The sequence below is a fragment of the Paraburkholderia sp. SIMBA_027 genome, assembly GCF_046535315.1.
Classification (GTDB): domain Bacteria; phylum Pseudomonadota; class Gammaproteobacteria; order Burkholderiales; family Burkholderiaceae; genus Paraburkholderia; species Paraburkholderia tropica.
Genome location: NZ_JAWRWY010000015.1, coordinates 75,429 through 98,923 on the forward strand (window position 1 = coordinate 75,429; position 23,495 = coordinate 98,923).

A 23,495-nucleotide genomic window follows, 5' to 3' on the forward strand; every position below is an offset into this window, starting at 1 on the left:
TGCCTCATAGAAAAATACAATATTCCGCTAACGTTTGCGCGTTGATTTCACGACGGTTTTTCTGCGGTTTATTCACGCGGACTCAGTAAAATCATATGCTCTGCGCATACGTCTGCCGGGGGCGCAGACGCATATCGTTCCGTTGCGTGAATTGGGCATCGTAAAAGCGACCGTCCGCCTTATTTGCCCCTTCATAGAAATGGAAAACAAAAAATATGAATCTGAATCGATTGTCGGTGAAGGCAAAGCTCACGGGTGCGTTCGGGATTTTGGCCTTTATCGTGTTGATCGTGTCCGCGTTGTCGTTGCACGAATTGAACGCCGCGAATAACCGCTTCGCGGGCTACGTCAGCGGGATCGACGCGCGCGCCAGGGCGGCGGTCGCGGTCCGCACGGCAGTCGACGATCGCGCGATGGCGGTGCGCAATCTGGTGCTGGTCACCACGCCCGAGGACGTCGCGCTCGAAAAAGCCGCGGTCGAGGACGCCGAACGGCGCGTCGAAACCAATCTCGACACCTTCAACGCCCTCGTTGCGAGTGCGTCCGACATGAACGAAAAAGGCCGCCGCCTGGCCGCCGAACTGCCGCGCATCGAAGCGCTGTATCGTCCGGTCGCGCTCGATATCGACCGGCTGGCGCTGAACAATCAACGCGACGCCGCGATCGCCGAAATCGACACGAAATGCCGGCCTTTGCTCGCGGCGCTGATCAAGGCGTCGAACGATTTTGCCGATTTCACCCAGGAGCGCGCGGCGCAACAGGTCCAGGAATCGGCGGAGCAATTCGCGCGGCAACGCATGCTGCTGATCGCGATTTGCCTCGCCGCCGTCGCGCTGGCGGTGCTGGCGGGCGTGCTCATCACGCGCGGGCTGTTGCGCGCGCTGGGCGCCGAACCGGCCGAACTCGGCGAAGTCACGCAGCGCGTGGCGTCGGGCGATCTGCGTCCGGTGCCGGGTGCGCAGCGCGCGCCCGCGGGTAGCGTGCTTGCCTCGATGGGCGAGATGCAGGCGAGCCTCGTGAGCCTGATCGGGCAGGTCCGCACGTCCGCGAACAGCATCGGCACCGGTGCGAGCCAGATTGCGTCGGGCAACACGGAACTGTCGTCGCGCACGGAACAGCAGGCGGCGTCGTTGCAGGAAACCGCGGCGAGCATGGTGGAGTTGACCTCGACCGTGAAGCAGAACGCCGAAAACGCCCAGCAGGCGAGCGCGCTCTCGCACAACGCATCGGAAGTGGCGGGGCGCGGCAATCAGGTGGTCGGCCAGGTGGTCGAGACGATGGGCGAGATCAGCACGAGCTCCACGCGGATCGCCGACATCACCGGCATCATCGAAGGGATCGCGTTCCAGACCAACATTCTCGCGCTGAATGCGGCGGTGGAAGCGGCCCGCGCGGGCGAGCAGGGGCGCGGTTTCGCGGTGGTCGCGAGCGAAGTGCGCAGCCTCGCGCAACGCTCGTCGAGCGCGGCGAAGGAGATCAAGGAACTGATCAACGCGTCGGTGCAGAAGATTCAGGACGGTTCGTCGCTGGCGGATGAGGCGGGCCGGACGATGGCGGAAGTTACGCAGGCCGTCGCGCGCGTGACCGACATCATGGGCGAAATCGCCGCCGCGTCGACCGAGCAGAGCCGCGGGATCGAGCAGGTCAATCAGGCGATCACGCAGATGGACGACGTCACGCAACAGAACGCGGCGCTGGTGGAGGAAGCGGCGGCCGCGTCGAAATCGCTCGAGGATCAGGGCGTGAAGTTGAATCAGGCGATTGCGTTTTTCCATCTGGACGCCGAGGCGGGGTTTCAGGCGGTGAGCGTGGCCGCCGCGCCGGTTCGTGCTGCGGGCGTTGCGCCGCGCAAAGTGAGCACGCGCGCGCCTGCGACGGCGGTGCGCAAGACCGCCGCGCCCGCAAAACCTGCGGCCGCGCCGGCTCCCGCTTCCGCTCCTGCGCTGATCGACAACGACGACTGGGACACGTTCTGATCAAGCCACACGACGCTCACGCGAACGGCAGCGGTCCGTCGAACTGACCGATATAGCAAAGATGCGAGACCGCGCTGCTTTCACCGTCGCGATCGTCGTCGCTCCAGCGATGCAGCATGAAGGCGGGCGGTTCCATGTATGACGCCGGATCGGCGTCGGGTTGGAGCCGCAACGCGATTTGCGTCGTTGTGCTCGGGCACGTCAACACCGGCACGTTGCCAAGACGCGCGTGCATCGAACGATGCACGTGGCCCGCAACGATGCGATCGACGTTGGCGTGACGCGCGACGAGATCGCGCAGCGGCTTCACATTCGTCATGCCGTACAGGTCGAGATAGGGAATGCCGGTCGCGAACGGCGGGTGATGCAACGCGATCATCACGCGCCGCCGCGCATGTTCGACGAGTTCGCGTTCGAGCCAGTCGAGCGACGCCGGACTCAATTCGCCGTGGTGAAAACCGGGCACGGTCGAGTCGAGCGCGAGCAGACGAATCGCGCCTGCGTCGATGCCGAAATGCAGTTCGCCTTCGCGTGGCAGCCACGCGTGATCGGCAAACGCCTCGCGCAGAAACCGGCGATGATCGTGATTGCCCGGCATCACCGCATACGGCAGGCGCAACGGCGCGAGCAATTCGCGCAGCATGGCGTATTCGTCGGGCCGGCCTTCGTCGGTCAGATCGCCGCTGATAAGGACGAAATCGGGCGCGGGATCGAGTCGGTTGAGCGTGGCGACCGCTTGCGCGAACATCGCGTTCGAATCGACGAGATCCTGATAGCGCTGGCCGCGCGGCCGCACATGAATATCCGAAATCTGGGCAATGACGCTCACGCGTTCCTCCTGCCGTATCGGCTCGCGCGTGTTGAACATATCGGCAACGAGACGAGATTAAGCGGCCAAAAAATAAGCGGCCAAAAAAACCGTTGAGTTTGATTGGCCGCTTCTTCCGTGAGCGATCGGGGAGGACGCGCGGCGCGTTAGCGCGGCGGCGGACCGAAGTGCGAATCGGCGCGCGGATCGAAGTTCGGATCAAACCGCGGTTCGACCGGTTGCGGCGTGGCGTCGGGATCGACGACCGCTTCCACGCGCGCGCGCAGAGGCTTGACGCGACCATCCACGGTGAACGGATTCACGCTGGCGATCATGCTCGAACCGTGCTGGTCCGTGAACACCGGGTCCTCGCGCGACGTCGTGCGCCGGATCGAGTGCGCGCGATATGGATCGGTTTGCATCAGCTGCACCATCAGCGCTTCGGGCAGAAAGAGCTGGCCGACGTGCGAGACGTGCGTGCCTTTCGCGTGCTGCGCATCCGGCGTGCGGACCTTGAAGTGGATGTGATTGGTGCGCCCGGGATACACGCCCGGCACGATGGTTTCGAACCTGACCGCGCCGCTGCGGTCGGTGTGCTGCATGCCGCGCAGGAAGGTGAGGTGATCGGTGGGCGGCGGCGGACCGGGCGGCCGGCCGGGCTGACCCTGGAAACCGCCGGGCGGCACGCCGAACGGCATCCCCGCAGGCGGACGGCCCGGCGCGCCCGAGGCGAAATCGGGCGGCGGCGGCATGGCCGCCGTTTTCGTGTAGCCGGAATAGATGCCCATCGCGTCGCATTGCCAGATGTCGACGGCGGCGCCCACGAGCGGCGCGCAGGTGCGCTTGTCGGTCAGCACGATGTCGAGCGTCAGCGCCACGCCGGGCTTGCCTTCGCGGATGTCGCTGCGCATCAGCGCGCCGTCGATCCAGTAAGGACCGACTTCCTGTTCGGGCGTGAGCTGGCAGGGCGCGGGGTTGGCGAGGGCGAGGGAATTCGCGTCGAAGACCGAAGCGGTGGTGCCCACGGCGATGGTCAGTTTGATGAATTCCCGTCGTGACAGGCGTGAGGTCATTATTGTGCTGCAAGGTGCGGAATGTCCGCACTCTACCGGAGCGAAGTCGCCTGGCGATTACATCCGGCATTACGTTTTATTGCTGATTCTTTCTGCCCGGAAAGGTTGGGGTGCGCCCCATATTGGTTGCGCACGCATCGAATTCGCGTGCCGCCCAATCGGCATGGACTTCACGCGCGATTCCTGCGCCACGTCTCGCTCGGCAACTCGCCGAATTGCTCGCGGTATTCACTGGCGAAATTGCCGAAATGCCAGAATCCCCAGCGCGTGGCGACCTCGGTCACCGTGGCCGCATGCACGAGTTCCTTGCGCACGCGCGCAAGACGCACGGCGCGCATATACGCGAGCGGACTGATGCCGGTCGTCTCTTCGAACGCATACTGCACCGTGCGTCGGCTCGCGTGCATACGCGCGCACAGCTCGGCGACGGAGAGCGGGCAATCGGGCGACCCTTCGACGATATCGCGCACGCTGCGCACCAGTTGCCAGTTTCGCGCGATGCGCGCTTCGCCGCGTTCGTGCTGCGCGATATCGGGGAAATCATGCAGTGTTTCGCTCAGACCGAAAATAATGGCCTTTTCCAGCGCGCTCACGCTCTCGCGGTCGTGGAGCAAACGCGGCGCGCGAACCACGTCGTCGAGCAGTACGCTCAACACGTCGCGGAATTGCTGGAGCCGGGCGGGCGCGATATTCACCACGCCCGCCTTCGCGCCGATGCGCGCGATGATCGATTCGAGCTGCGCACGCGTGGCGAAATCCGTCACGGCGGCGGGCTCCATTTCGAGGTTGACGAACACATGGCGGTCCGGCGAGAGAAACTCGAAGCCGTCGCGGCCGGAAAACACGTGCAGCGCGTCGAGGTGACTCGTCTGTCCCGAAAGCAGCGCATGCCCTTCGAGCTGAAACGGAATGCCCAGCGCGAATTTATGGCCGACCACGTCGCCCCGCTGATAAACCGTGCGGTTCAGCCGCTCGACCAGCACTTTCACGCCGCCCGCCATGAACGACGTCACCGAACCGTTGAACGTGCCGCGCGAAAGCTGGCAATAGCTCTGGTTCCATGCGTCGAGCAGCGCCGCCTGTTCGTCGACGCTGTGACAGTTCCGAAACTGGATGGCCTCGTTCGGCGAGTAGCCCGCTTCCATGGAGTCTCCCGGGACGGCCTCGGCTGGCGCCGCAAAATGGCGATCGACCGGAGCAACGCGCGGACGCGGCTGCGCACGATCCGCGCCCGGCGCTCGTGCATCGCAGCAATGCGTTGCCGATCTTCGCGATTCCTGATTTTTACGGCAATTTTATTTTTTTGCCAAATTTGGATAGTGGCCGATTTTCGGTGCACCTAACTTGTGCGTACCGTGAATGCGCATAGGAGCCGGGAATGACGGAAAGGGCAGGAAAGCTGGCGGGCAAGGTGGCCATCGTATCGGGCGGGGCGACGGGCGCGGGCGGCGCGGCGTCGCTGCTGTTTCACCGCGAAGGCGCGCAGGTGGCCGTGGTGGACGTCAATCGCGGCGCGGGCGAGGAAATCGTCGCGCGCATCCGCGCCGAAGGCGGCGTAGCGGAGTTGTTCGTGGCGGACGTTTCGCAGCGCGCCGCCGTGGACGCCGCCGTGGCGGGCGTGATCGGGCGCTTCGGCCGTATCGACACGCTGTTCAACCACGCGGGCAGCATCGTCGTGAAGCCGTTTCTCGACACCAGCGACGACGACTACGACTGGCTCATGAACGTCAACGTGAAAAGCATGTTCATGATGACGCGCGCGGTGCTCCCTCACATGCTCGAAGCGGGCAAGGGCTCGATCGTCTGCACGGCGTCGATCTCGTCGGTCGCGGCCACGCCGCTCGAAGTGCTTTATTGCACGACCAAGGGCGCGTGCGCGATGTTCGCGCGCGCGATTGCGGTCGAGTATCGCGATCGCGGCATCCGCTGCAACGCGGTGTGCCCGGGCTTCATCAACACGCCCCACGGCCAGCGCGAAATCAGCGCACTCGCGCAATATGGTTTCGACGCCAGCGAAGCGGCGCTCTCGCTTCAGCAGGGACGCTTGTGCAAGCCCGAGGAAGTGGCGCAGGCCGCGCTGTTCCTCGCCAGCGACGACGCGAGTTTCATTAACGGCGCGCATCTGTTCGTCGATAACTGTTTTACGGCTGCTTGATACGGAATACGGATTAAATCATCACCAGTTCGACGTTTCCACCCTCTCGCTTGAAGGATCGTCATATGGACGCGAATGCAATCGAACCGGCGGCCGAATCCGCCGATCATGATGTCTCGCTGTTGCACAAGATGGGTTACGCGCAGGAGCTTTCGCGCCGCATGGGCGCGTTTTCCAACTTCGCGGTGTCGTTTTCGCTGATCTGCATTTTGTCCGGCGGCATTACGTCGTTTCAGATGGGATTTTCGGCGGCGGGCGGCGCATCGATCGGGCTCGGCTGGCCGCTCGGCTCGCTGTTCGCGCTGGTCGTGGCGGCGGCGATGGCGCAGATCGCCTCGTCGTATCCCACGGCGGGCGGTCTCTATCACTGGGGCTCGATTCTCGGCGGCAAGACCTGGGGCTGGCTCACCGCGTGGCTGAATCTGCTCGGTCTGGTGTTCGTGGTCGCCGCGATCAATTACGGCACCTACGATCCGTTCTTTCGCACCTTGATTGCGCCAATGTTCGGCGTCAATCCCGATTCGCTCGGCTGGTGGGATCAAACGATTTTCCTCACGCTGATTACCGCTTCGCAGGCGTTTCTGAATCATCGCGGCATTCGCATTACGAGCAAGATTACCGATCTGTCCGGCTACCTGATTTTCGTCGTGACGGTCGTGCTCGTGGTGTCGCTGCTGGCGTATTCGCCGGTCAAGATCGATCTCTCGCGGCTCTATACGTTCACGAATTTCACCGGCACCGACGGCAGCGCGTGGCCGAAACAGACGATCGCGATGGCGTTTCTCTCGGGTCTGCTGCTGACCGCCTATACGATCACGGGCTTCGACGCGTCCGCGCATACGTCCGAAGAAACGCATCAGGCGGCGCGCAACGTGCCGCGCGGTATTGTCGGTTCGGTGTTCTGGTCGACGACGTTCGGCTACGTGATGGTGTGCGCATTCGTGCTCGTGATGCCGAGTCTCGGCGCGGCGGTCAAACAGGGAACGGGCTTTTTCCAGGCCATTCTCGCGCCGATTCCCACGCCGCTGCGCATCAGCATCGAATTGCTGATGTTCTTTATCAACTACGCGTGCGGGCTGGCCGCGGTCACCTCGACCTCGCGCATGATGTTCGCCTTTGCGCGTGACGGCGGTCTGCCGGGATCGAAATGGCTACGCAAGGTCAATCCCGCGCATCGCACGCCGGGCGCGGCGATCTGGACGTCGGCGGTGCTCGCGATTGCCGCGACGCTCTATGGCGACGCCTTCACGGTACTCAGCGCGGGCAGTGCGGTGTTTCTGTTCGTTTCGTATGCGATGCCGATTGCCGCCGGCATTTTCGCCGAAGGCCGCACCTGGACCGAGAAAGGACCGTTTCAACTGGGCAAATTCTCGAAGCCGTTTGCGATTGCGGCGGTGGGCGGCGCGCTGATTCTCGCCTATGTCGGCATTCAACCGCCGAACGAGAAAGTGCTGTATCTGATCGTCAGCCTGTTGCTCGTGCTGCTCGCGATCTGGTATGTGGGAGGCGTGCGTCACCGCTTTTCCGGTCCGCCGATTGCGAAAACCTCGAGCGAGCGCGAACGCGAATTGAGTCTCGCGGAACATGAGATCGGCGCTAAATAAATCGTGAATGACGCTGCATCGCCGAAGTCGTGTGAATGGCGATGCAGCTTATTTTCCGCGCCCGATCAACAGCACGAAAAACGCGCCGCCGAATAATCCCGTCACCACGCCAACCGGCAAATCGTCGGGCGCGATCAGCGTGCGCGCGGTCACGTCGGCCCATACGAGCAGCAACGCGCCGACGAGCGCCGAGGCGGGCAGCACGCGCGCATGATCGGTGCCGACGAGTCGCCGCGCGATATGCGGCGCCACCAGTCCCACGAAGCCAATCGCGCCGCTCACGGCCACCATGGCCGCCGTCAGCAACGAACACACGACGAACAACTCGCGGCGCACGCGCGCCACATTGAGGCCGAGCGTGGCGGCCACGATGTCGCCGCTCATCAGTGCATTGAGTTCGCGACGGCGCGCGATCAGCAGAAGCAGGCCGCCGGCGACGAACGCGGCGGGGATTCCGAGCAGACTCCAGCGCGCGAGGCCGAGGCCGCCGAGCATCCAGAACAGCACCGAGCCGGACGCGCGCTGATCGCCCATATAGAGCAGCAGATTCGCGAGCGCCATCAGCACGAACGACATGGCGACGCCCGCGAGCAGGAGGCGCTGCGCATCGAGCCGCGCGCCGCGCGTGCCGCAACCGATCACAAGCGCAGTAGCCGCGAGCGCGCCGACGAAGGCGCACGCGGGCAAGGTCAGCGCGCCCCATGCCGCGCCGAGCCACAGCGTCGCCGCGACCGCGCCGACGCTTGCCCCCGCGCTCACGCCGAGCAGATGCGGATCGGCGAGACGGTTCGACGTGGCGGCTTGCAGGACCGCGCCGGACAGCGCGAGCGCGGCGCCCACGAGCGCGCCCAGCAGTACGCGCGGCAGGCGGATTTGCCAGACGATATCGTCGATCATCGTGTTGATCTGCGCGCCGCCGCTGATGTGCGAAGCCACCGTGCGCACGACGTCGAGCGGCGCGATGTGCGCCGGCCCGAAGCCGACCGCGAGCACGATGGAAACGGCGAGCGCGCACGCGAGCGACACGATCGCCGTGAACGTCAGCGTCAATGGCGCGGATGTGTGCGAAGGGCGTGCGTTCATGGCGTGCCCGGTGTGTTGTTGTGCGCCGCAAAGGCTTCCGGATGCAAACCGCGCGCGATCGTTTCGACGGCTTGCGCGTTGCGCACGCCCGGCGTTGCCGCGTCGTACGCCACCACGACGAAGCGACGCGCGCGAATCGCCGCGACGTTCGCAAGCGCGGGCGAGCCGAGCAGAAACGCTTCCTTCTGCGCCGCCGTCACCGCGCCGTAATCGACGATTACGATCACCTGCGGATCGCGCGCGACCACGCTTTCCCAACTCACCTGGGTCCAGCTTTGCGCGACGTCGTCCATCACGTTGCGGCCGCCCGCTGCGCGGATCAATGCCGTGGGCATCGCTAGCGCGCCCGCCGTGAAGGGCTTGTCCTCGCCGCTGTCGTAGACGAATACGCGCGGTGTCGTCTGCGTGTTGGCATTCAGCATGCGGCGCACATCGGCGACGCGCGATTGCATCGACGCGATCAGCATCCGTGCGCGCGCCTCGACATCGAAAATCGCGCCGAGGTTGCGCAGGTCGTTATAGACATCGTCGAGCGAAGCGGCCGGTCGCGGCATCACATGCGAGCACGATTCCGTGAGTTCATAGGTGGCGATGTCGAAGCGCGCGAGCGTCTGCGGCGTGATCGGGCCGCCCACGCGCATGCCGTAATTCCAGCCCGCCACGTAGAGATCGGCGTGCGCGGCAGCGAGCGTTTCGAGCGACGGATAGCGGCGCGCGAGTTCGGGCAGACCGAGCAGCGCGGCCTGCAACGCGGGGTCCGCCGTCTTCCAGCCGCTGATGCCGGTAAAGCCCGCCATGCGCGTGCGCAGACCGAGCGCGAGCATCATCTCCGTGAGATTCACGTCGTTGCTCACGGCGCGCGCGGGCATCTGCGTGAACGTCACGTCGCGATTGCAACTGCGCACCGTGACGGGATAGTGGCCCGCGTGCGCGGCCGCGCTCGCGCACGCGAGCAGCAGCGCGACAGCGGCGCGCAAACCTCGGTTCATTTACATGCGTTCGACTCCGAATGCGTGGTGATCAACGTGACGCGCGGCCCGCCCGTCACCGGATGGCGATCGACGATCGCATCGACGCCATAAACGCGCTTGAGCAGCGCTTCGGTCAGCACCTGGTCCGGCGTGCCGCGCGCGACGATCTCGCCCGCGTCGATCACGAACAGCCGGTCGCAGAACGCGGCGGCGAGATTGAGATCGTGGATCGTCGCGAGCGTCGTGATGCACTGACGCTTCACGAGCGCGAGCAAATCGATCTGATGGCGCGGATCGAGATGGTTGGTGGGTTCGTCGAGCATCAGCACGCGCGGCGCCTGTACGAGCGCACGCGCGAGCAGCGCGCGCTGGCGCTCGCCGCCCGACAGCGTGGCGAAGGGCCGTGTGCGTGCGTGGGCGAGCCCGACGTCGAGCAGCGCGCGCTCGATGCGTTCGCGGTCCTCGGCCGTTTCGCCCGCGAGCGCGCGTTGATGCGGCGTGCGTCCCATCGCGACGACTTCCGCGACGCTCAGTCCGAAATCGTCGGGCGCGTCCTGCAGCAGCACCGCGATGCGCTGCGCGCTCCAGCGCGCGCTCTGCGCCCAGACGTCGTCGCCGTCGAGCGTGATCGCGCCGCGCTGCGGCTTCGCGTAACGAAACGCGCAACGCAGCAGGCTGGTTTTGCCGCTGCCGTTCGGCCCGATCAGACCGACGAATTCGCCGGGCTTCACGTCGACGTCGATGGCGTGCAGCAGCGCACGCGCGCCGCGTTCGCTGCGCTCATCGTGTGGCGACCAGTCGAGTCCGTCGATCTGCAATGACGTCATAATTCGGCATCCTGAGGAAATGAATCAGAAACTCAACGTGGCCGTGACCCAGCCCGAACGCGGCGCGCCCAGCAGCCATTCGCCGCCGTCGTTCTGCGTCGTCACCGCGTAGGTGCGGTTCGTGAGATTGCGCAGATAGAGCGCGAGCGTGAGGTTGCGCGTAGCGCGCCACGACGCCGAGGCGTCGATCAGCGTGTAGCTCGGAATCGACACGGTGTTCGCCGTATCGCCGTAACGGCGGCCCACGTAATGCACGCCCGCGCCCGCGCGCCAGCCCGGCATGAAGGCCCAGTCGAGCCACACGTTCGCGGTCTGCTCGGGAATGTTGTACGGCACGTTGCCCGCGCGCGACACGCTCTGGCCATTCACGCTTTCGTTGAAATCGTCGTAACGCGCGCGCAGGAACGAGGCGTTCGCGTCGATCGACCAGCCGCCGCCCAATTGCAGCGCGCCCGTCCATTCCACGCCGCGCGACGACTGCTTGCCGACCTGCTGCGTGAGATCGGGATTCGACGGATCGGTGCTCAGGAGATCGCGCTTGACGATCTGGTAGAACGCGAGCGTCCACGACGCGCGGCCGCCCCATAACTGCTGCTTGACGCCCGCTTCCCATTGTTCGCCGTTGGCGAGCGAGAAGTTGCTGCTCGACTTGGAGAGCGTGACGAGCGAGCCCACGCCCTCGGCGCCCGTGGTGTATTGCGCGTAGACCGAGAGATCCGGCGTGAGCGAGAACACGAGGCCGGTGCGCCAGCCCGCGTGAGCGAAGGTGCGATCGAACGACGACGCGGGACCGCTGACCGTCGCGAAGGTATCGCGGTGATAGTCGATATGGTCGTAGCGCAGGCCCGCGATCCACGCGAGGCGGTCGGTCAGTTCAAGGCGGTTTTCGGCGAACACGGACGCCTGGCGCGTGCTGGTGCGAAATTGCGGCACGGTCGGATCGGGGCTCGAAAACACGCCCGGATCGAAGCCGTATTGCGGCACGATCGACGAGCCGTCGTAGGGCGAATTGCTGGTGTCGAGAAACGAAATCTGATTGAAATCCGCGCCCACGACGAGGCGGTCATGGCGGCCGAGCAGATGGCCGTCGAAGGTCGCATCGAGCGTATCGCCGACCTGCCGTTCGTGATGAAGGATTTCGAGGTAATCGCTGCGCTGCACGTTGCCGTCGCCCATCAGCGTGTAGCTTTCGCTGTCGCGCCAGTGACGGTTCGTGACCAGATAGTAGAGCTGGTTGCGCACCGTGATGCCGGGAGCGGCGCGCCATTGCGTGCTCAGGCGCGTCCACTGATCGAAGTACGCGATCGACGCATTGCCGACGTTGTAATTCTGGCGTTCGAGCGCGGGATCGAGCTGACCGTCCGGCACCGGCACGCCGAAATAACGCGCGGGCATTTGCCGGCCGTAGTCGTAATCGAGCGTGAACGAGAGACGCGGATTCACGTCCAGACGCAGCGCGCCGCCGAGCGCGGTCGTGTGCGATTCGCCGCGCGGCAGCCAGCCGTTGTTGCGGTCGTCGGCGAGATAGAAGCGGTAGGAAAGCATCGGGCCGAGCGCGCCGGTCGTGTCGAGCGCCACGCGTTTTTCACCGTAGCTGCCCGCGCCGAGCTGGATCGTCGTCGCATCGTCGCGTTGCGGCGCTTTGGGCACGACGTTGATCACGCCGCCGATGCCGCCTTCGCCGTAGAGCACGGTGGCCGGGCCGCGCAGCACTTCGAGGCGTTCCGCCGACCACGTGTCGAACGGGAACGACACGGTGCCCGCGCCCGCGTACATGCGCAGGCCGTCGTAAAGCGTGGTCACCGATTCGGGGCCGCTGAAGCCGCGCACCGAGACCGAGGTGCCGCCGTTGCCGGGCGCGGCGTCGGTGGCGAAACCGGCGGCGCGCGTGACGGCCTGGGTCACGTTGTTGTCGCCGCGCGCGCTCAGTTGCGCGCGGCCGATGGCGTCGACGCTCGCGGGCGTGTCGAGGCTGGAAATGCCGAGGCGGCTGCCGGTGGTGAGCGGCGTGGCGAGGTCCGGCTTGCCGGACGACGCGGCTTGCGACGACGCGGCGTTCACGCGCACGGCGAGCAAGGTCGATGACGAAGCGGTTGGAGACGCGGCGTCGGCGGATGAAGCGCTGTCGCCTTGCGCGAAAACGTGAGCGGCGTGAGCGAGGCAGGAGCAGGCGAAGGTGCCGTGCACGGCGAAGCGCCGCGCGCGCGAAAGCGGTGTGGATACGTCCATGCTTATACGGTGTGCGTTGTTGTTATGCGAGGTGTGCGGGGCGCACGGCGTGCGAGCGCGTACGCAGGCCCGCGTCGAGGCGATCGACGCGAAAGCGAGAAACAGTCAGCGAAACGAAGCGCGTCGGCGCGCCGAACGTCTAGCGGATCGACGTCACGCCGACGCCGATGCGCGAACCCAGGCGACACGCGCGCGAATGAACGTTCGAGACGAGGAACGGGCGGCGAGCGAACGCGCGCCGCGAGGTGTCCGGTGCAGACATGCTGATTTCTCCAGGGGTTTCGCGCCCCGAAAATGCGATTGATGTGCGCCGATGCCCAGGTCTGACTTTCGGCGCGAAGGCCGATCACAGTGGCGCGACCGCGCTGGATTTGCACCAGCTTCCGGACATGGCAACGGAATTGTAAGGCACGCGGCCCGCCCGGAGGCCCGATTCCGTCGTTGCTGGCTTCGTTGAGAATGTTATAACATAACATTTATTCGGGCTAGCGCCCCGATCCCCACACTCGTCGAAGGAGTCATCCGATGGATTCACGCTTGCCGGTCACCGTGCTGTCCGGTTTTCTGGGCGCGGGCAAGACCACGCTGCTCAACCACATCCTGAACAACCGCGAAGGGCGGCGCGTCGCGGTCATCGTCAACGATATGAGCGAGGTGAACATCGACGCCGCGCTCGTGCGCAACGGCGGCGCGGAACTCTCGCGTATCGACGAAAAGCTCGTGGAAATGAGCAACGGCTGCATCTGCTGCACGCTGCGCGAGGATCTGCTGCTCGAAGTGAACCGGCTTGCGCGCGAAGGGCGCTTCGATCAGCTCGTGATCGAATCGACGGGGATTTCGGAGCCGCTGCCGGTGGCGGAAACCTTCACGTTCGCGGACGAAAGCGGCCAGAGTCTTTCGGACGTCGCGCGTCTCGACACGATGGTGACGGTGGTCGACGCGTTCAATTTCCTGCGCGACTACGGCTCGCAGGACAGCCTGCAGACGCGCGGCGAATCGCTCGGCGACGAGGACACGCGCACGGTCGTCGATCTGCTGATCGAGCAGGTCGAGTTCTGCGATGCGATCGTGCTCAACAAGGTCGATCTGATCGACGACGCGGGGCTCGAACGGCTGACGGCGATCCTGCGGCGGCTCAATCCGCGTGCGCGCATCGAGGTCGCGGAATTCGGCCGCGTGCCGCTCGATCGCGTGCTCGACACGCGTCTGTTCGATTTCGAGGAAGCGTCGAAAGCGCCGGGCTGGCTCGCGGAGCTGCGCGGCGAGCACACGCCGGAAACCGAGGAATACGGCATCACCAGTTTCGTGTGGCGCGCGCGCAGGCCGCTGCATCCGCAGCGTTTCTGGGCGTTGATCAATTCGGAATGGCCGGGCGTGGTGCGCTCGAAAGGCTTTTTCTGGCTCGCGAGCCGGCCGACGCACGCGGCGTCGTGGTCGCAGGCGGGCGCGGTGTGCCGGCACGGCATGGCAGGGTTGTGGTGGGCCGCGGTGCCGAAGCATCGCTGGCCGACCGACGAGGAGTCGCTCGAATTCATCGAAGGCAACTGGGACGAGACAGTGGGCGACGCGCGCCAGGAACTCGTGCTGATCGGCATGGAGATGGACGAAGCGGGCTTGCGCGCGCGCCTCGATGCCTGTCTGCTCACCGACGCCGAAATGGCCGAAGGGCCGCAGGCGTGGATCGCGTACCGCGATCCGTTCCCGGCGTGGGGCGACGACGACGCCGATGAAGCGGACGCCGCCGACGCCGACGAACTGCACGCGTAGCGCGCGCGTTTCGTTTAACTTTCCGATGCGTCCGTCGAGATCGTCACGCTTTCCCACGCGGCGATCTCCTTTTCGAACGCGGCGAGCTTGCCGCGCACGAGACCGAGCGCGTCGGAGCCCAGCAACAGATGCGCGGGCGGCGTCTCGGACTCGATCGCGACGAGCATCGCACGCGCCGCCTTGCGCGGATCGCCGAGTTGCTTGCCGCTCTTTTCCACGCGCGCCTGGCGGATCGGATCGAAGATCGCGTCGTAATCGGCGATTGCGCGCGGCGTGCGCTGCATCGAGCGGCCCGCCCAATCCGTGCGGAACGAACCCGGCGCGACCGCCGTGACCGCGATGCCGAGCGGCGCGACTTCCTTGCCCAGCGACTCGGAAATGCCTTCGAGCGCGAACTTGCTGCCGCAGTAATAAGTGATGCCCGGCATCGTGATGTGGCCGCCCATCGACGTGATGTTCAGGATGTGGCCGCGGCGACGCGCGCGCATGAAGGGCAGCACCGCCTTCATCATGGCGACCGCGCCGAATACGTTGACGTCGAATTGCTGGCGCATTGCTTCGAGCGACGATTCTTCCATCACGCCCTCGTGGCCGTAACCGGCGTTGTTGACGAGCACGTCGATGGGGCCGACGCCCGATTCGATCTCTGCGACGACGGCGTCGATTGCGTCGAAGTGGGTAACGTCGAGCACGCGCGCCACGGCCCGTGCGTGCAGCGTCTCGAACTCGCTCTGCGCCTGCGCGCTGCGCACCGTGCCGACGACCGTGTGACCCGCCGCGAGCGCCTCTTGCGCGAGGGCGCGACCAAAACCGCTGCTAACGCCCGTGATGAGCAGAATTTTGCTGGATGCCATTTGCGTTTCTCCCGGTTGGTGACTGATGCATGCATACTAGTCTTGATACCGAGACCGGCTAAGGCCCAATTCCAGAATATTCTTGCCTGAAACTATGAATGCCAAGCGCACCCCGTCCCGCAAGACCGAGCCGGTCGGCGCGGCTGAATGCAGCGAGCAACGCACCCAGGAACGCATCCAGAAACGCACGATCGCGTTGCTGCGCGCCCTCGCGCCCGACGAAGGCTACAACCTCACCGCGTTGCCGAGTGTGCGCGTCCTGCGCTCGAACCGGCCGCTCGCGCGCACGCCGGTGCTCTACGATCCGGGTATCGTGATCGTCTGCCAGGGCCGCAAACGCGGCTATTTCGGCGATCAACTTTATCTTTACGACGAACGCCATTACTTGGCCGTCTCCGTGCCGGTGCCGTTCAATATGGAAACCGAGGCGAGCGAGGCGCGCCCGCTGCTCGCGCTGTATCTGCACCTCGACTTCACGCTGGCCGCGGAACTGGCGATGCAGATCGACCGCGCGGGCCCGGCCGAACCGGTGCAGCCGCCGCAAAGCATGATGTCGACGCCGATGGACGATGCGATGCAATCCTCCGTGTTGCGGTTTCTCGAAGCGTTGCATCGTCCGCTCGAAGCCGCCGTGCTGGGGCCGAACCTGTTGCGCGAACTGTATTTCCGCGTGCTCACGGGCGCGCAAGGCAGCTCGATGCGCGAGGCGCTGTCGACGCGCGGGCAGTTCGGGCGCATCGGCAAATCGCTGCGGCTGATCCACGCCGGTTATGCGCAGGACCTCGACGTGACGCAACTGGCCGAGGAAGCGGGCATGAGCGTGCCGAGCTTCCACAGTCACTTCAAGGCCGTCACGCAGGTTTCGCCGATGCAGTATGTGAAGTCGACGCGGCTGCATCAGGCGCGTCTGCTGATGGTGCGCCAGGATCTGACCGCGGAAGCCGCGTGTCATGCGGTCGGTTATACGAGCGCGTCGCAGTTCAGTCGCGAATTCAAGCGCCTGTTTGGTTTGTCGCCGGCCGCGGAAACGAAGCGCATGCGCGAGAGTTTCTCGATTCCCGAGGCGTTCGACGATGCGGTGTTCGTGTCGTCGCATTGAAGCCGACGCACGCAACGGCTTGAACAACGAATCGCCGGACCGGCACAACCGCACCGGTCCGGCGATTCGATTTACGAAGATTTAGCGCGAGAATTACGGCGCCGCGACCCCGAGCATTGTCGGCGTGTACGAGGTGTAGAAGCTCGAACCGGCCCAGCTATGCGTCGGCTCGTTGTAGAGCGCCGCGCCTTGCGTCCAGTTCGCGCCGTTGTGCCAGTCGCCGCTGCCCGCATACTGCGCGACGGCCGGATACGGATACACCGGACGGCTCGCCGTGACCGCGTTCGACGAATCGGTCTGGTACGTCATCACCGCGTTCGGCGCCGTGCCGTGCTCGGCCCAGGCCGTGATCTGCGAAACGAGGTCGATGTTCGGGAAGCCTTCGCCGCCGCCGCAATGACCCACGCCCGGCACCAGATACAGCCGCGCGAAATCGTTCACGGTCGATGCGCCCATCGTGTTCTGCATCGCTTCGTAATACTGGATCGTGAACAGCGGCGAGATATGCTGATCGGCCCAGCCGTGCCACAGAATCAGCTTGCCGCCCGCCTTGTTGAAGGCCGAGAGATCGGGATTCGTCGCGTCGTTCAGCGGGTGATTCGCCTGCAGATAGTTCGTGTAGAAACTCGCGTCCTTGTAGCCGAAGGTGTCGACGGTCGGCATCGTCGGCGAGCCGGTGAAGATCAGGTTGTACGCACCCGAGACGATCATGTAGCTGAAGAGGCTCGTCACGGGCACAGGCGCGTCCGTCGAATTCGTGGTCGGCACTTCGACGCCCACCCAGTTTTCTTCCGAGCCAGGTTGTGGCGATCCGGCCAGCATGCGCTCGCCCGTGGTGGCGTCGACGGGGCCGCCGTAGATCTTGCTCGCGGTGCTCACTTCGGCGGCGGTCAGGCAGTTGCTGGTGCTGGTCGCGCCGCTCGCGCATTGAATCGATGCGGGGTCGAAGTTGCAGGTGCGCGGATCGGCGATCAAGCCGTCGGGCACGCCTGCCTGTCCGCCGCATGCGGCCACGACGGCCTTGTGCAGCACGAGCGCCTTGTCGGCATACAGGATGGCGTTGCCGGTGCTGTCGCCGGTCGTGCTTTGCGACTCCACGCTCCAGCCGTGATACAGCGAATTCTGGATCTGGAAGTGCGCCGCCGGTGCGCCCGCGACGATGCCGTTGTAGTCGGTCGGATAACGTTGGGCGGCCATCAGCGCTTCGCGTCCGCCGTCCGAGCAGCCGATGAAGTACGCGTACTTCTGCGCCTGACCGTAGTAGGCCTTGATCAGCTTTTCAGCGGTGAGCGTGGTGATGTGCTGGCCGCGATAGGCGAAGTCGGCGCGTTGCTGCGCGTTCTGCGTCCACGTCGTGCTGTTGCCCGAGTGGCCCATGTCGGTCGCTGCCGTCACGAAGCCGCCTTCCTGCACGAGCGGGCAGGTGTAGCTGAAGCTGAACGAGCTTTGCTGCGTGGGATCGCTGAGCGTGCCGCAGAGCCCGCCGCAACCCAGTTGCGCGAAACGCTGCGTCCAGCTGCTGACCGGCAACGCGACTTCAAAGCTGTTCGACGGCGCGAGCGTGCCCTTCACGGTGCAGAAGTTGACCTGCGCGCCGTTGATGGTGGCAGTGGTCACGCTTGCCGAGGTAATGGTGCTGCCCGAGCCGCCGATATCGGTGATATCGACTGTGGCGAGTTTGGCGCAATCCGTGACCGGCGCGACGACCGCCAACGGCGCGTTGGCCGTGGCGGTCGAGCCGGTATCGACGTTGCCGCCGCTGCCGCACGCGGCGAGCACAGCCGCGCCGAAGCCGATCGCGATGAGCGTGAGCCAGGACGCGATGCGTGTGCGTGCCTGGTGAAAAGGTTGGAGCAGGCGCTGCCGGTGTCGTGCTCTCATGTTTCGTCTCCTGGTGTTGTCGTCGTTGGATAGTCGGTGTTTGTCTGTTCGTTCTGGAGGCGCGGTCGGGTTCGTTCTATCGATTAGCAATCCTGCTTAAATCGTCTGGAGAGATCGTGTGGCGATGCGCAATGGCGTACGACGTTGCGTCATGCATGCGTCTTCGCAAAACGCGACGGCGCGCGGGATTCGCTGATGGGGCGAACGATAGCGAGAAGCGATGCCCGCAAAAAAGGGTGGGTAAACCATAGAGCCGTGCGCCGCTGCCGGTCTGTAGCGAAGGTCACGACGATGCGCGGCGGCTAGTCGATGCGAAAAAGGGGCGCGCCGCCCCTACGCCACGTGACGCGCGCGACGCCGCGAGCACGCGCGCGAGATCGCGGCGGGCGCGCGGCACGATAAGGAAAGCGGATAGGAAAAGAAAGAACTCGCAAGAAGCTGTGCGGATGAGTGCGACACATACCCACAACGCATATAAGGTCATTTCTATGTACTTTCGAATGTCATTCAAATGACTTCGAGTTACATCGCTTTTTCCTTTCTGTATCTCGCTAACTGATTGATAAATCGTGGATTTACAGGCGGCGCGTCATCCCCGTGCGCGCCTTCGTCGCCATGCGTTTTGCCCACTCAGACCATCCGGGTTTTAAAAAGTAAATGAGAAGTATTCGCATCTAATGTAGGATTGAGCCCGCTTTCGACATGTAAAGAACAACGAAAGCCTCGATTTTGACTACGGGGAAGAACGATGCATTTGAAGCAACGCCTGGTGCGGCGCCTGTTGCCGGCGCTGATCGCCGAGATCTGTGCGATGCACGCCGGCCATGCGCTCGCCGCCGATCCACAGGCGGGCGAGCCCGCCGAGCAGCAGAGCGCGACCACGAATGCCAGCAGGTCCGCGAACGCCGTCGAAAGCGTGAATCCGCAACGCGCGCGCCGCGAAGAGGCGCTCAAGGCCGTTTCCGTGACGGCCACGCGCGGCGGCACGGCGGACCCGAGCCGTACGGCGGCGACCGTCTCGGTGGTCACCAGCGACGACATCGACGAGAACAACGCGAAAGACGTCAAGGACGCGCTCAAGTACGAGCCGGGCGTGGAAGTGCGCCGCTCGGTCTATCGTCCGGCGGGCATCACCGGGTCGACGGGACGCGCGGGCAATGAAGGCATCAATATTCGCGGGCTCGAAGGCAACCAGGTACTGCTGCTCGAAGACGGCGTGCCGCTGCCGCAGTCGTATGCGTTCGGCTCGGGTTCGGCGGGTCGCGGCGATTATCTGAACACGGATCTGTATCAGCGCATCGAAGTGCTGCGCGGCCCGACCTCGGCGCTGTACGGCAGCGACGGTCTCACCGGCGCGGTCAATTTCGTGACCAAGGACCCGAGCGATCTGCTCGCGATCTACAACAAGAAGACGTACTTCTCGTTGAAGGCGGGCTACGACTCGACCGACCGCAGCTGGGGCTCGACGGCCACGGCCGCATTCGGCGGCGACGTCGTGCAGGGCATGATCGCGCTCTCGGGCCGCCACGGTCACGAGACCGATAACAAGGGCGATAGCAACACGCTGGGCGCATCGCGATCCACGCCGGACCCGCTCACGTACAACAACCGCAGCGCGCTCGGCAAGCTCGTTTTCAAATTGACGCCGCACGACACGCTCAAATTGACCGCGGAAACGCTTAGTAATGCGAACTCAAGCGACGGGCTTTCGCAACTGGGCGGCGCGTATACGTGGAGCGGCTACACGGCCAACGGTTACGTCACCGGCAACGAGGTGAACAGCAATCGCGTGCAGCTCGATTACGACCATCGCGACGCGACCAATCCGTACTTCCAGCAACTGCACGCTTCGCTCTATTACCGCAATGCGTCCACGCGCCAGACGCTCGATATTTCCGGCGCGAACGCGAGCGGCGCGACGTCCTCGCGCTCGCGCACCAACGACTACGGCGACAACATTCTCGGCGGCAGCGTGGTGGCGGACAGCGCGTTCAACACCGGCGTGCTGCAACACAAGCTGACCTACGGCTTCGACGCGAGCGTTTCGCACTACAGCACGGCAAGCTCGGCGGGCAGCGAGTGGACGAGCAACGCGGACGGCTATCCCGAGGCGTTCCCGAAGACCACGCAAACTTCGCTCGGCGCGTTCGTCCAGGACGAGATCCGCTGGAACAAGCTGAGCGTCGTGCCGGGCGTGCGCTTCGACTATTACGACATGACGCCGCATCCGGACGCGACCTACGAGTCGATGTCCGCGAGTTCGACCAAGCCGACGTCGACCTCGACGGGCAACGCCGTGTCGCCGCGCCTCGCGATTCTCTACGAGGTCTCGCCCGCATTCGTGCCCTACGTGCAGTACGCGCATGGATTCCGCGCGCCGTCCGCGTATCAGGTCAACAGCTTCTATAACCCGGCGGGTTCGTACGGGCTCTACTACCAGCAGGTCGGAAATCCGAACCTGAAGCCGGAAACGAGCAACTCCGTCGAAGTGGGTCTGCGCGGCAAGCTCGGCGTGGGCCACGGCCAGGTGAACTACAGCGCCGCCGCATTCGCGGGCCGCTACAGCAACTTCATCGACAGCAAGGTGGTGGGCGGCAGCCTCACTTCGGCGACGAATCCGTACACCGTGCAGTACGTGAACTACTCGAAGGCGTCGATCCAGGGCCTCGAAGGCAAGGCCGACTGGTATGTGAACGACGCGCTCGAAGTGAAGGGCGGCTTCGCGTGGATTCACGGCACCGAGACCAAGGACGGCGTGACCAGCGGCCTCGACACCGTGCCGCCGCTGGCGGTCGTGCTCGGCGTGAAATACGCGCCCACCGAACGCTGGTTCGCGAGCGCGGACCTCACCTATAACTCGCGCAAGAGCAAGTCGCAGATGTCCTCGTCGTCGTACTTCGCGACGCCGTCGTACACGATTCTCGACCTGCACGCGGGCGTCAACATCACGCGCCACGTGAGCGTGACGGCGGGCATCAACAACGTGTTCGACCGCAAATACTGGGTCTGGAACGACGTGCGCGGTCTGGCCGACAGCGACGGCGCGGCGAAGATCGACGCCTACACCGCGCCGGGCCGCAACTTCAACGTGGCGATGAAAATCGACTTTTGATAACCGAACAAGGCAACCGAGATCATGAATCAAGCGACGACGCCCACCGCGTCCCATCCCGCGTCGCTCGCGCTGCTGCGCGACGCCTTCAACGAGCTGCGCACAGCGCGCAAGCTGCGTCACCGCGAGGCCGCGGCGGAACTCGGCGTGAGTGAGGCACAAGCGCTGGCGGCTTTCGTCGGCGAGCACGTCGTGCGTCTCGACGATCGCTTCGTCGAGCTGTTCGAAGCGATGCCCACGCTCGGCGAAGTGATGGTGCTGACGCGCAACGAAGCCGCCGTGCACGAGAAAACCGGCCGCTTCGAAAAGATGACGCGCAGCGGTCAGGTCGGGCTCACCGTGGGCCGCGCGATCGATCTGCGGATTTTCTACGGGAAGTGGGCGTCGGCGTTCGCGGTGCGCGAGACCTATGACGACGGCGTGCGCAAGAGTCTGCAATTTTTCGACGCGCAGGGCGTGGCAGTCACGAAGGTGTATCTGCGAGACGCGAGCGATCATGCCGCGTTCGACGCGCTGATCGAGCGCCACACGGCGCAGCCACAAGTCGCGGGGTTGAGCGTCGTGCGCGCGACCGCACGCGCGCCGCAACGCGCCGACGCGCAGATCGACGTGGAAGGCTTTCGCGCCGCCTGGGCCGCGATGCAGGACACGCACGAATTCTTCGATATCCTGAAGAAATTCGGCGTGACGAGAGTGCAGGCCCTGCGTCTCGCCGATCCGCAGTACGCGGAGCCCATCGCGACGGATGCGATCGACGCGCTGTTCGAAAGCGCCGCGCGCACGCGCCTGCCGATCATGGTGTTCGTCGGCAATCACGGGATGATCCAGATTCATAGCGGACCGGTGCAGACGATCCGCAGAATGGGGCCGTGGCTCAACGTGCTCGATCCGGATTTCAGCCTGCATCTGCGCACGAATCTCGTCGCGCAGGCGTGGGTCGTGCGCAAGCCCACGACCGACGGCGTCGTGACTTCGGTCGAACTGTTCGACGCCGATGGCGAGAACGTCGCCATGCTGTTCGGCGCGCGCAAGCCTGGCAATCCGGAACTCGCGGACTGGCGCGACGCGGTGAGCGCGCTCGCAAGCATTGAGCGCAATGAGCGCAACGAGCAAGGCGGTGCAGTATGAGCGACGATCGTTTCGATTTGCAACGCCGACGTCTGCTGATCGGTACCGGCGGTTTGCTGCTCGCAGCGGCGGGCGCGATCCAGGGCGTCACGGTGGCGAAGGCCGCCGCGCCCACGGCGCAACGCGTGGTGGTGATCGGCGGCGCGCTTGCGGAGATCGTCTACGCGCTCGGACGCGCCGACGCGCTGGTGGGCAGCGACACGACCTGCACGTATCCGCGCGAGGCGCAGTCGCTGCCGAAGGTGGGTTATCAGCGCGCGCTCTCCGCCGAAGGTCTGCTGTCGCTCGAACCCACGCTGATTCTCGCCTCGGCGGAAGCCGGGCCGCCTTCCGTGCTGCAACGCGTGGCGGGCGCGGGCGTGAGGCTCGTGAGCTTCGAGGAAGGCCACGACGTGGCGTCGGTGCGCGAGAAGATCATCGGCGTCGCGCGCGCGCTCGATGCGGAGAACGCGGGGCAGACCTTGCTTGCGCGTTTCGACCGTGCGTGGACGGCCACCACGACGCGCATCGCCGCGGCGCAGGACACGTCGAAGCGCGACGCAAAAACGCCGCCGAGCGTGCTGTTCCTGATGAGCCCCACGGGCAACCAGCCGATGGTCGCGGGCCAGCACACGGCCGCCGACGCGATGCTCGCCTACGCGGGCGTGCGCAACGCGATGCAGGGCTTCTCCGGCTATCGCGCGCTCACGCCCGAAGCGCTCGTCGCCGCGCAACCCGACATCGTGCTGACCACCGACGACGCCTTGAAAGCCGCCGGCAGCAAGCGTCATCTGCTCGATTCCGCAGGGTTCTCGCTGACGCCCGCAGGCCGCGCGACGCGCGTGGTCGCGCTCGATGCGCTGTTCCTGCTCGGCTTCGGCCCGCGTTTGCCCGACGCCGTGGATGCGCTCAACCGCAGCCTGGCGCAAGCCTGATCGCCATCGTTTTT

General features: G+C 65.0%; 18 protein-coding genes and 1 riboswitch. Of the genes, 8 read left to right on the plus strand and 10 right to left on the minus strand.

The window, feature by feature from the left end:
* Positions 1 to 215 precede the first annotated feature (215 nt).
* Positions 216 to 1,976 (plus strand): methyl-accepting chemotaxis protein, encoded by a 1,761-nt coding sequence (locus tag SB764_RS26880; protein WP_410865609.1) that lies wholly within the window; start codon positions 216 to 218, stop codon positions 1,974 to 1,976.
* A gap of 16 nt (positions 1,977 to 1,992) precedes the next feature.
* Here SB764_RS26880 and SB764_RS26885 read toward each other — a convergent pair whose 3' ends face one another.
* The 3 genes from SB764_RS26885 to SB764_RS26895 form a co-directional block, all read right to left on the minus strand.
* Positions 1,993 to 2,805: a phosphodiesterase gene (locus tag SB764_RS26885; RefSeq protein ID WP_183039968.1), complete on the minus strand. Its 813-nt coding sequence runs from the start codon at positions 2,803 to 2,805 to the stop codon at positions 1,993 to 1,995.
* 146 nt (positions 2,806 to 2,951) lie between these two features.
* Complete coding sequence (locus SB764_RS26890; RefSeq protein WP_110327196.1) at positions 2,952 to 3,857, minus strand: intradiol ring-cleavage dioxygenase; 906 nt, start codon at positions 3,855 to 3,857, stop codon at positions 2,952 to 2,954.
* Positions 3,858 to 4,027: 170 nt separating this feature from the next.
* A complete protein-coding gene (locus SB764_RS26895; protein ID WP_065060933.1) occupies positions 4,028 to 5,002 on the minus strand; it encodes a helix-turn-helix domain-containing protein in 975 nt (324 codons plus the stop codon).
* 233 nt (positions 5,003 to 5,235) lie between these two features.
* Between SB764_RS26895 and SB764_RS26900 the strand changes: the two genes are divergently transcribed.
* Positions 5,236 to 6,012: an SDR family NAD(P)-dependent oxidoreductase gene (locus SB764_RS26900; RefSeq protein ID WP_065060932.1), complete on the plus strand. Its 777-nt coding sequence runs from the start codon at positions 5,236 to 5,238 to the stop codon at positions 6,010 to 6,012.
* A 65-nt stretch (positions 6,013 to 6,077) separates the two neighbouring features.
* Positions 6,078 to 7,616, plus strand: a complete 1,539-nt coding sequence (locus SB764_RS26905) for an amino acid permease (protein ID WP_176080866.1) — start codon at positions 6,078 to 6,080, stop codon at positions 7,614 to 7,616.
* A gap of 48 nt (positions 7,617 to 7,664) precedes the next feature.
* Here SB764_RS26905 and SB764_RS26910 read toward each other — a convergent pair whose 3' ends face one another.
* From SB764_RS26910 to SB764_RS26930, 5 genes are all read right to left on the minus strand, one after another.
* On the minus strand, positions 7,665 to 8,699 hold the full coding sequence (locus tag SB764_RS26910) for a FecCD family ABC transporter permease (RefSeq protein WP_410865612.1): 1,035 nt from the start codon (positions 8,697 to 8,699) through the stop codon (positions 7,665 to 7,667).
* On the minus strand, positions 8,696 to 9,688 hold the full coding sequence (locus tag SB764_RS26915; RefSeq protein ID WP_410865614.1) for an ABC transporter substrate-binding protein: 993 nt from the start codon (positions 9,686 to 9,688) through the stop codon (positions 8,696 to 8,698). The genes SB764_RS26910 and SB764_RS26915 overlap by 4 nt, the downstream gene beginning before the upstream one ends.
* Positions 9,685 to 10,497, minus strand: a complete 813-nt coding sequence (locus SB764_RS26920) for an ABC transporter ATP-binding protein (RefSeq protein ID WP_410865616.1) — start codon at positions 10,495 to 10,497, stop codon at positions 9,685 to 9,687. The genes SB764_RS26915 and SB764_RS26920 overlap by 4 nt, the downstream gene beginning before the upstream one ends.
* A 24-nt stretch (positions 10,498 to 10,521) precedes the next feature.
* Positions 10,522 to 12,726, minus strand: a complete 2,205-nt coding sequence (locus tag SB764_RS26925) for a TonB-dependent receptor (RefSeq protein ID WP_410865618.1) — start codon at positions 12,724 to 12,726, stop codon at positions 10,522 to 10,524.
* Between the two features lie 139 nt (positions 12,727 to 12,865).
* A complete protein-coding gene (locus SB764_RS26930) occupies positions 12,866 to 12,988 on the minus strand; it encodes a hypothetical protein (protein WP_260696526.1) in 123 nt (40 codons plus the stop codon).
* Between the two features lies 1 nt (position 12,989).
* Positions 12,990 to 13,136, minus strand: a riboswitch (adenosylcobalamin (AdoCbl) riboswitch).
* A 115-nt stretch (positions 13,137 to 13,251) separates the two neighbouring features.
* Here SB764_RS26930 and zigA point away from each other — a divergent pair.
* Positions 13,252 to 14,493 (plus strand): zinc metallochaperone GTPase ZigA, encoded by a 1,242-nt coding sequence (gene zigA / locus SB764_RS26935; protein ID WP_410865620.1) that lies wholly within the window; start codon positions 13,252 to 13,254, stop codon positions 14,491 to 14,493.
* Between the two features lie 14 nt (positions 14,494 to 14,507).
* On the opposite strand, the gene SB764_RS26940 is transcribed toward zigA, so the two are convergent.
* Positions 14,508 to 15,347, minus strand: coding sequence for an oxidoreductase (locus SB764_RS26940; RefSeq protein WP_110327202.1), 840 nt, complete (start codon positions 15,345 to 15,347; stop codon positions 14,508 to 14,510).
* Between the two features lie 94 nt (positions 15,348 to 15,441).
* On the opposite strand from SB764_RS26940, the gene SB764_RS26945 reads away from it, so the two are divergent.
* Positions 15,442 to 16,446, plus strand: a complete 1,005-nt coding sequence (locus SB764_RS26945; protein ID WP_110327203.1) for an AraC family transcriptional regulator — start codon at positions 15,442 to 15,444, stop codon at positions 16,444 to 16,446.
* A 93-nt stretch (positions 16,447 to 16,539) separates the two neighbouring features.
* Here the strand turns inward: SB764_RS26945 and SB764_RS26950 are convergent, their stop codons facing one another.
* On the minus strand, positions 16,540 to 18,327 hold the full coding sequence (locus SB764_RS26950) for a tannase/feruloyl esterase family alpha/beta hydrolase (protein ID WP_110327204.1): 1,788 nt from the start codon (positions 18,325 to 18,327) through the stop codon (positions 16,540 to 16,542).
* 748 nt (positions 18,328 to 19,075) lie between these two features.
* Between SB764_RS26950 and SB764_RS26955 the strand changes: the two genes are divergently transcribed.
* From SB764_RS26955 to SB764_RS26965, 3 genes are read left to right on the plus strand one after another with little or no spacing between them, the layout of a single operon-like run.
* Positions 19,076 to 21,439, plus strand: a complete 2,364-nt coding sequence (locus SB764_RS26955) for a TonB-dependent hemoglobin/transferrin/lactoferrin family receptor (RefSeq protein WP_321870712.1) — start codon at positions 19,076 to 19,078, stop codon at positions 21,437 to 21,439.
* A 24-nt stretch (positions 21,440 to 21,463) separates the two neighbouring features.
* Complete coding sequence (locus SB764_RS26960; RefSeq protein WP_110327206.1) at positions 21,464 to 22,567, plus strand: hemin-degrading factor; 1,104 nt, start codon at positions 21,464 to 21,466, stop codon at positions 22,565 to 22,567.
* A complete protein-coding gene (locus SB764_RS26965; protein WP_110327207.1) occupies positions 22,564 to 23,481 on the plus strand; it encodes a hemin ABC transporter substrate-binding protein in 918 nt (305 codons plus the stop codon). The genes SB764_RS26960 and SB764_RS26965 overlap by 4 nt, the downstream gene beginning before the upstream one ends.
* The last annotated feature ends 14 nt before the right edge of the window (positions 23,482 to 23,495 follow it).

Excerpts from the sequence above, each read along its gene's own strand:
- SB764_RS26880 (WP_410865609.1), top strand. The coding sequence starts at position 216 with ATGAATCTGAATCGATTGTCGGTGAAGGCAAAGCTCACGGGTGCGTTC.
- SB764_RS26890 (WP_110327196.1), bottom strand. The coding sequence starts at position 3,857 with ATGACCTCACGCCTGTCACGACGGGAATTCATCAAACTGACCATCGCC.
- SB764_RS26895 (WP_065060933.1), bottom strand. The coding sequence starts at position 5,002 with ATGGAAGCGGGCTACTCGCCGAACGAGGCCATCCAGTTTCGGAACTGT.
- SB764_RS26900 (WP_065060932.1), top strand. The coding sequence starts at position 5,236 with ATGACGGAAAGGGCAGGAAAGCTGGCGGGCAAGGTGGCCATCGTATCG.
- SB764_RS26905 (WP_176080866.1), top strand. The coding sequence starts at position 6,078 with ATGGACGCGAATGCAATCGAACCGGCGGCCGAATCCGCCGATCATGAT.
- SB764_RS26910 (WP_410865612.1), bottom strand. The coding sequence starts at position 8,699 with ATGAACGCACGCCCTTCGCACACATCCGCGCCATTGACGCTGACGTTC.
- SB764_RS26915 (WP_410865614.1), bottom strand. The coding sequence starts at position 9,688 with ATGAACCGAGGTTTGCGCGCCGCTGTCGCGCTGCTGCTCGCGTGCGCG.
- SB764_RS26920 (WP_410865616.1), bottom strand. The coding sequence starts at position 10,497 with ATGACGTCATTGCAGATCGACGGACTCGACTGGTCGCCACACGATGAG.
- SB764_RS26925 (WP_410865618.1), bottom strand. The coding sequence starts at position 12,726 with ATGGACGTATCCACACCGCTTTCGCGCGCGCGGCGCTTCGCCGTGCAC.
- SB764_RS26930 (WP_260696526.1), bottom strand. The coding sequence starts at position 12,988 with ATGTCTGCACCGGACACCTCGCGGCGCGCGTTCGCTCGCCGCCCGTTC.
- zigA (WP_410865620.1), top strand. The coding sequence starts at position 13,252 with ATGGATTCACGCTTGCCGGTCACCGTGCTGTCCGGTTTTCTGGGCGCG.
- SB764_RS26940 (WP_110327202.1), bottom strand. The coding sequence starts at position 15,347 with ATGGCATCCAGCAAAATTCTGCTCATCACGGGCGTTAGCAGCGGTTTT.
- SB764_RS26945 (WP_110327203.1), top strand. The coding sequence starts at position 15,442 with ATGAATGCCAAGCGCACCCCGTCCCGCAAGACCGAGCCGGTCGGCGCG.
- SB764_RS26950 (WP_110327204.1), bottom strand. The coding sequence starts at position 18,327 with ATGAGAGCACGACACCGGCAGCGCCTGCTCCAACCTTTTCACCAGGCA.
- SB764_RS26955 (WP_321870712.1), top strand. The coding sequence starts at position 19,076 with ATGCATTTGAAGCAACGCCTGGTGCGGCGCCTGTTGCCGGCGCTGATC.
- SB764_RS26960 (WP_110327206.1), top strand. The coding sequence starts at position 21,464 with ATGAATCAAGCGACGACGCCCACCGCGTCCCATCCCGCGTCGCTCGCG.
- SB764_RS26965 (WP_110327207.1), top strand. The coding sequence starts at position 22,564 with ATGAGCGACGATCGTTTCGATTTGCAACGCCGACGTCTGCTGATCGGT.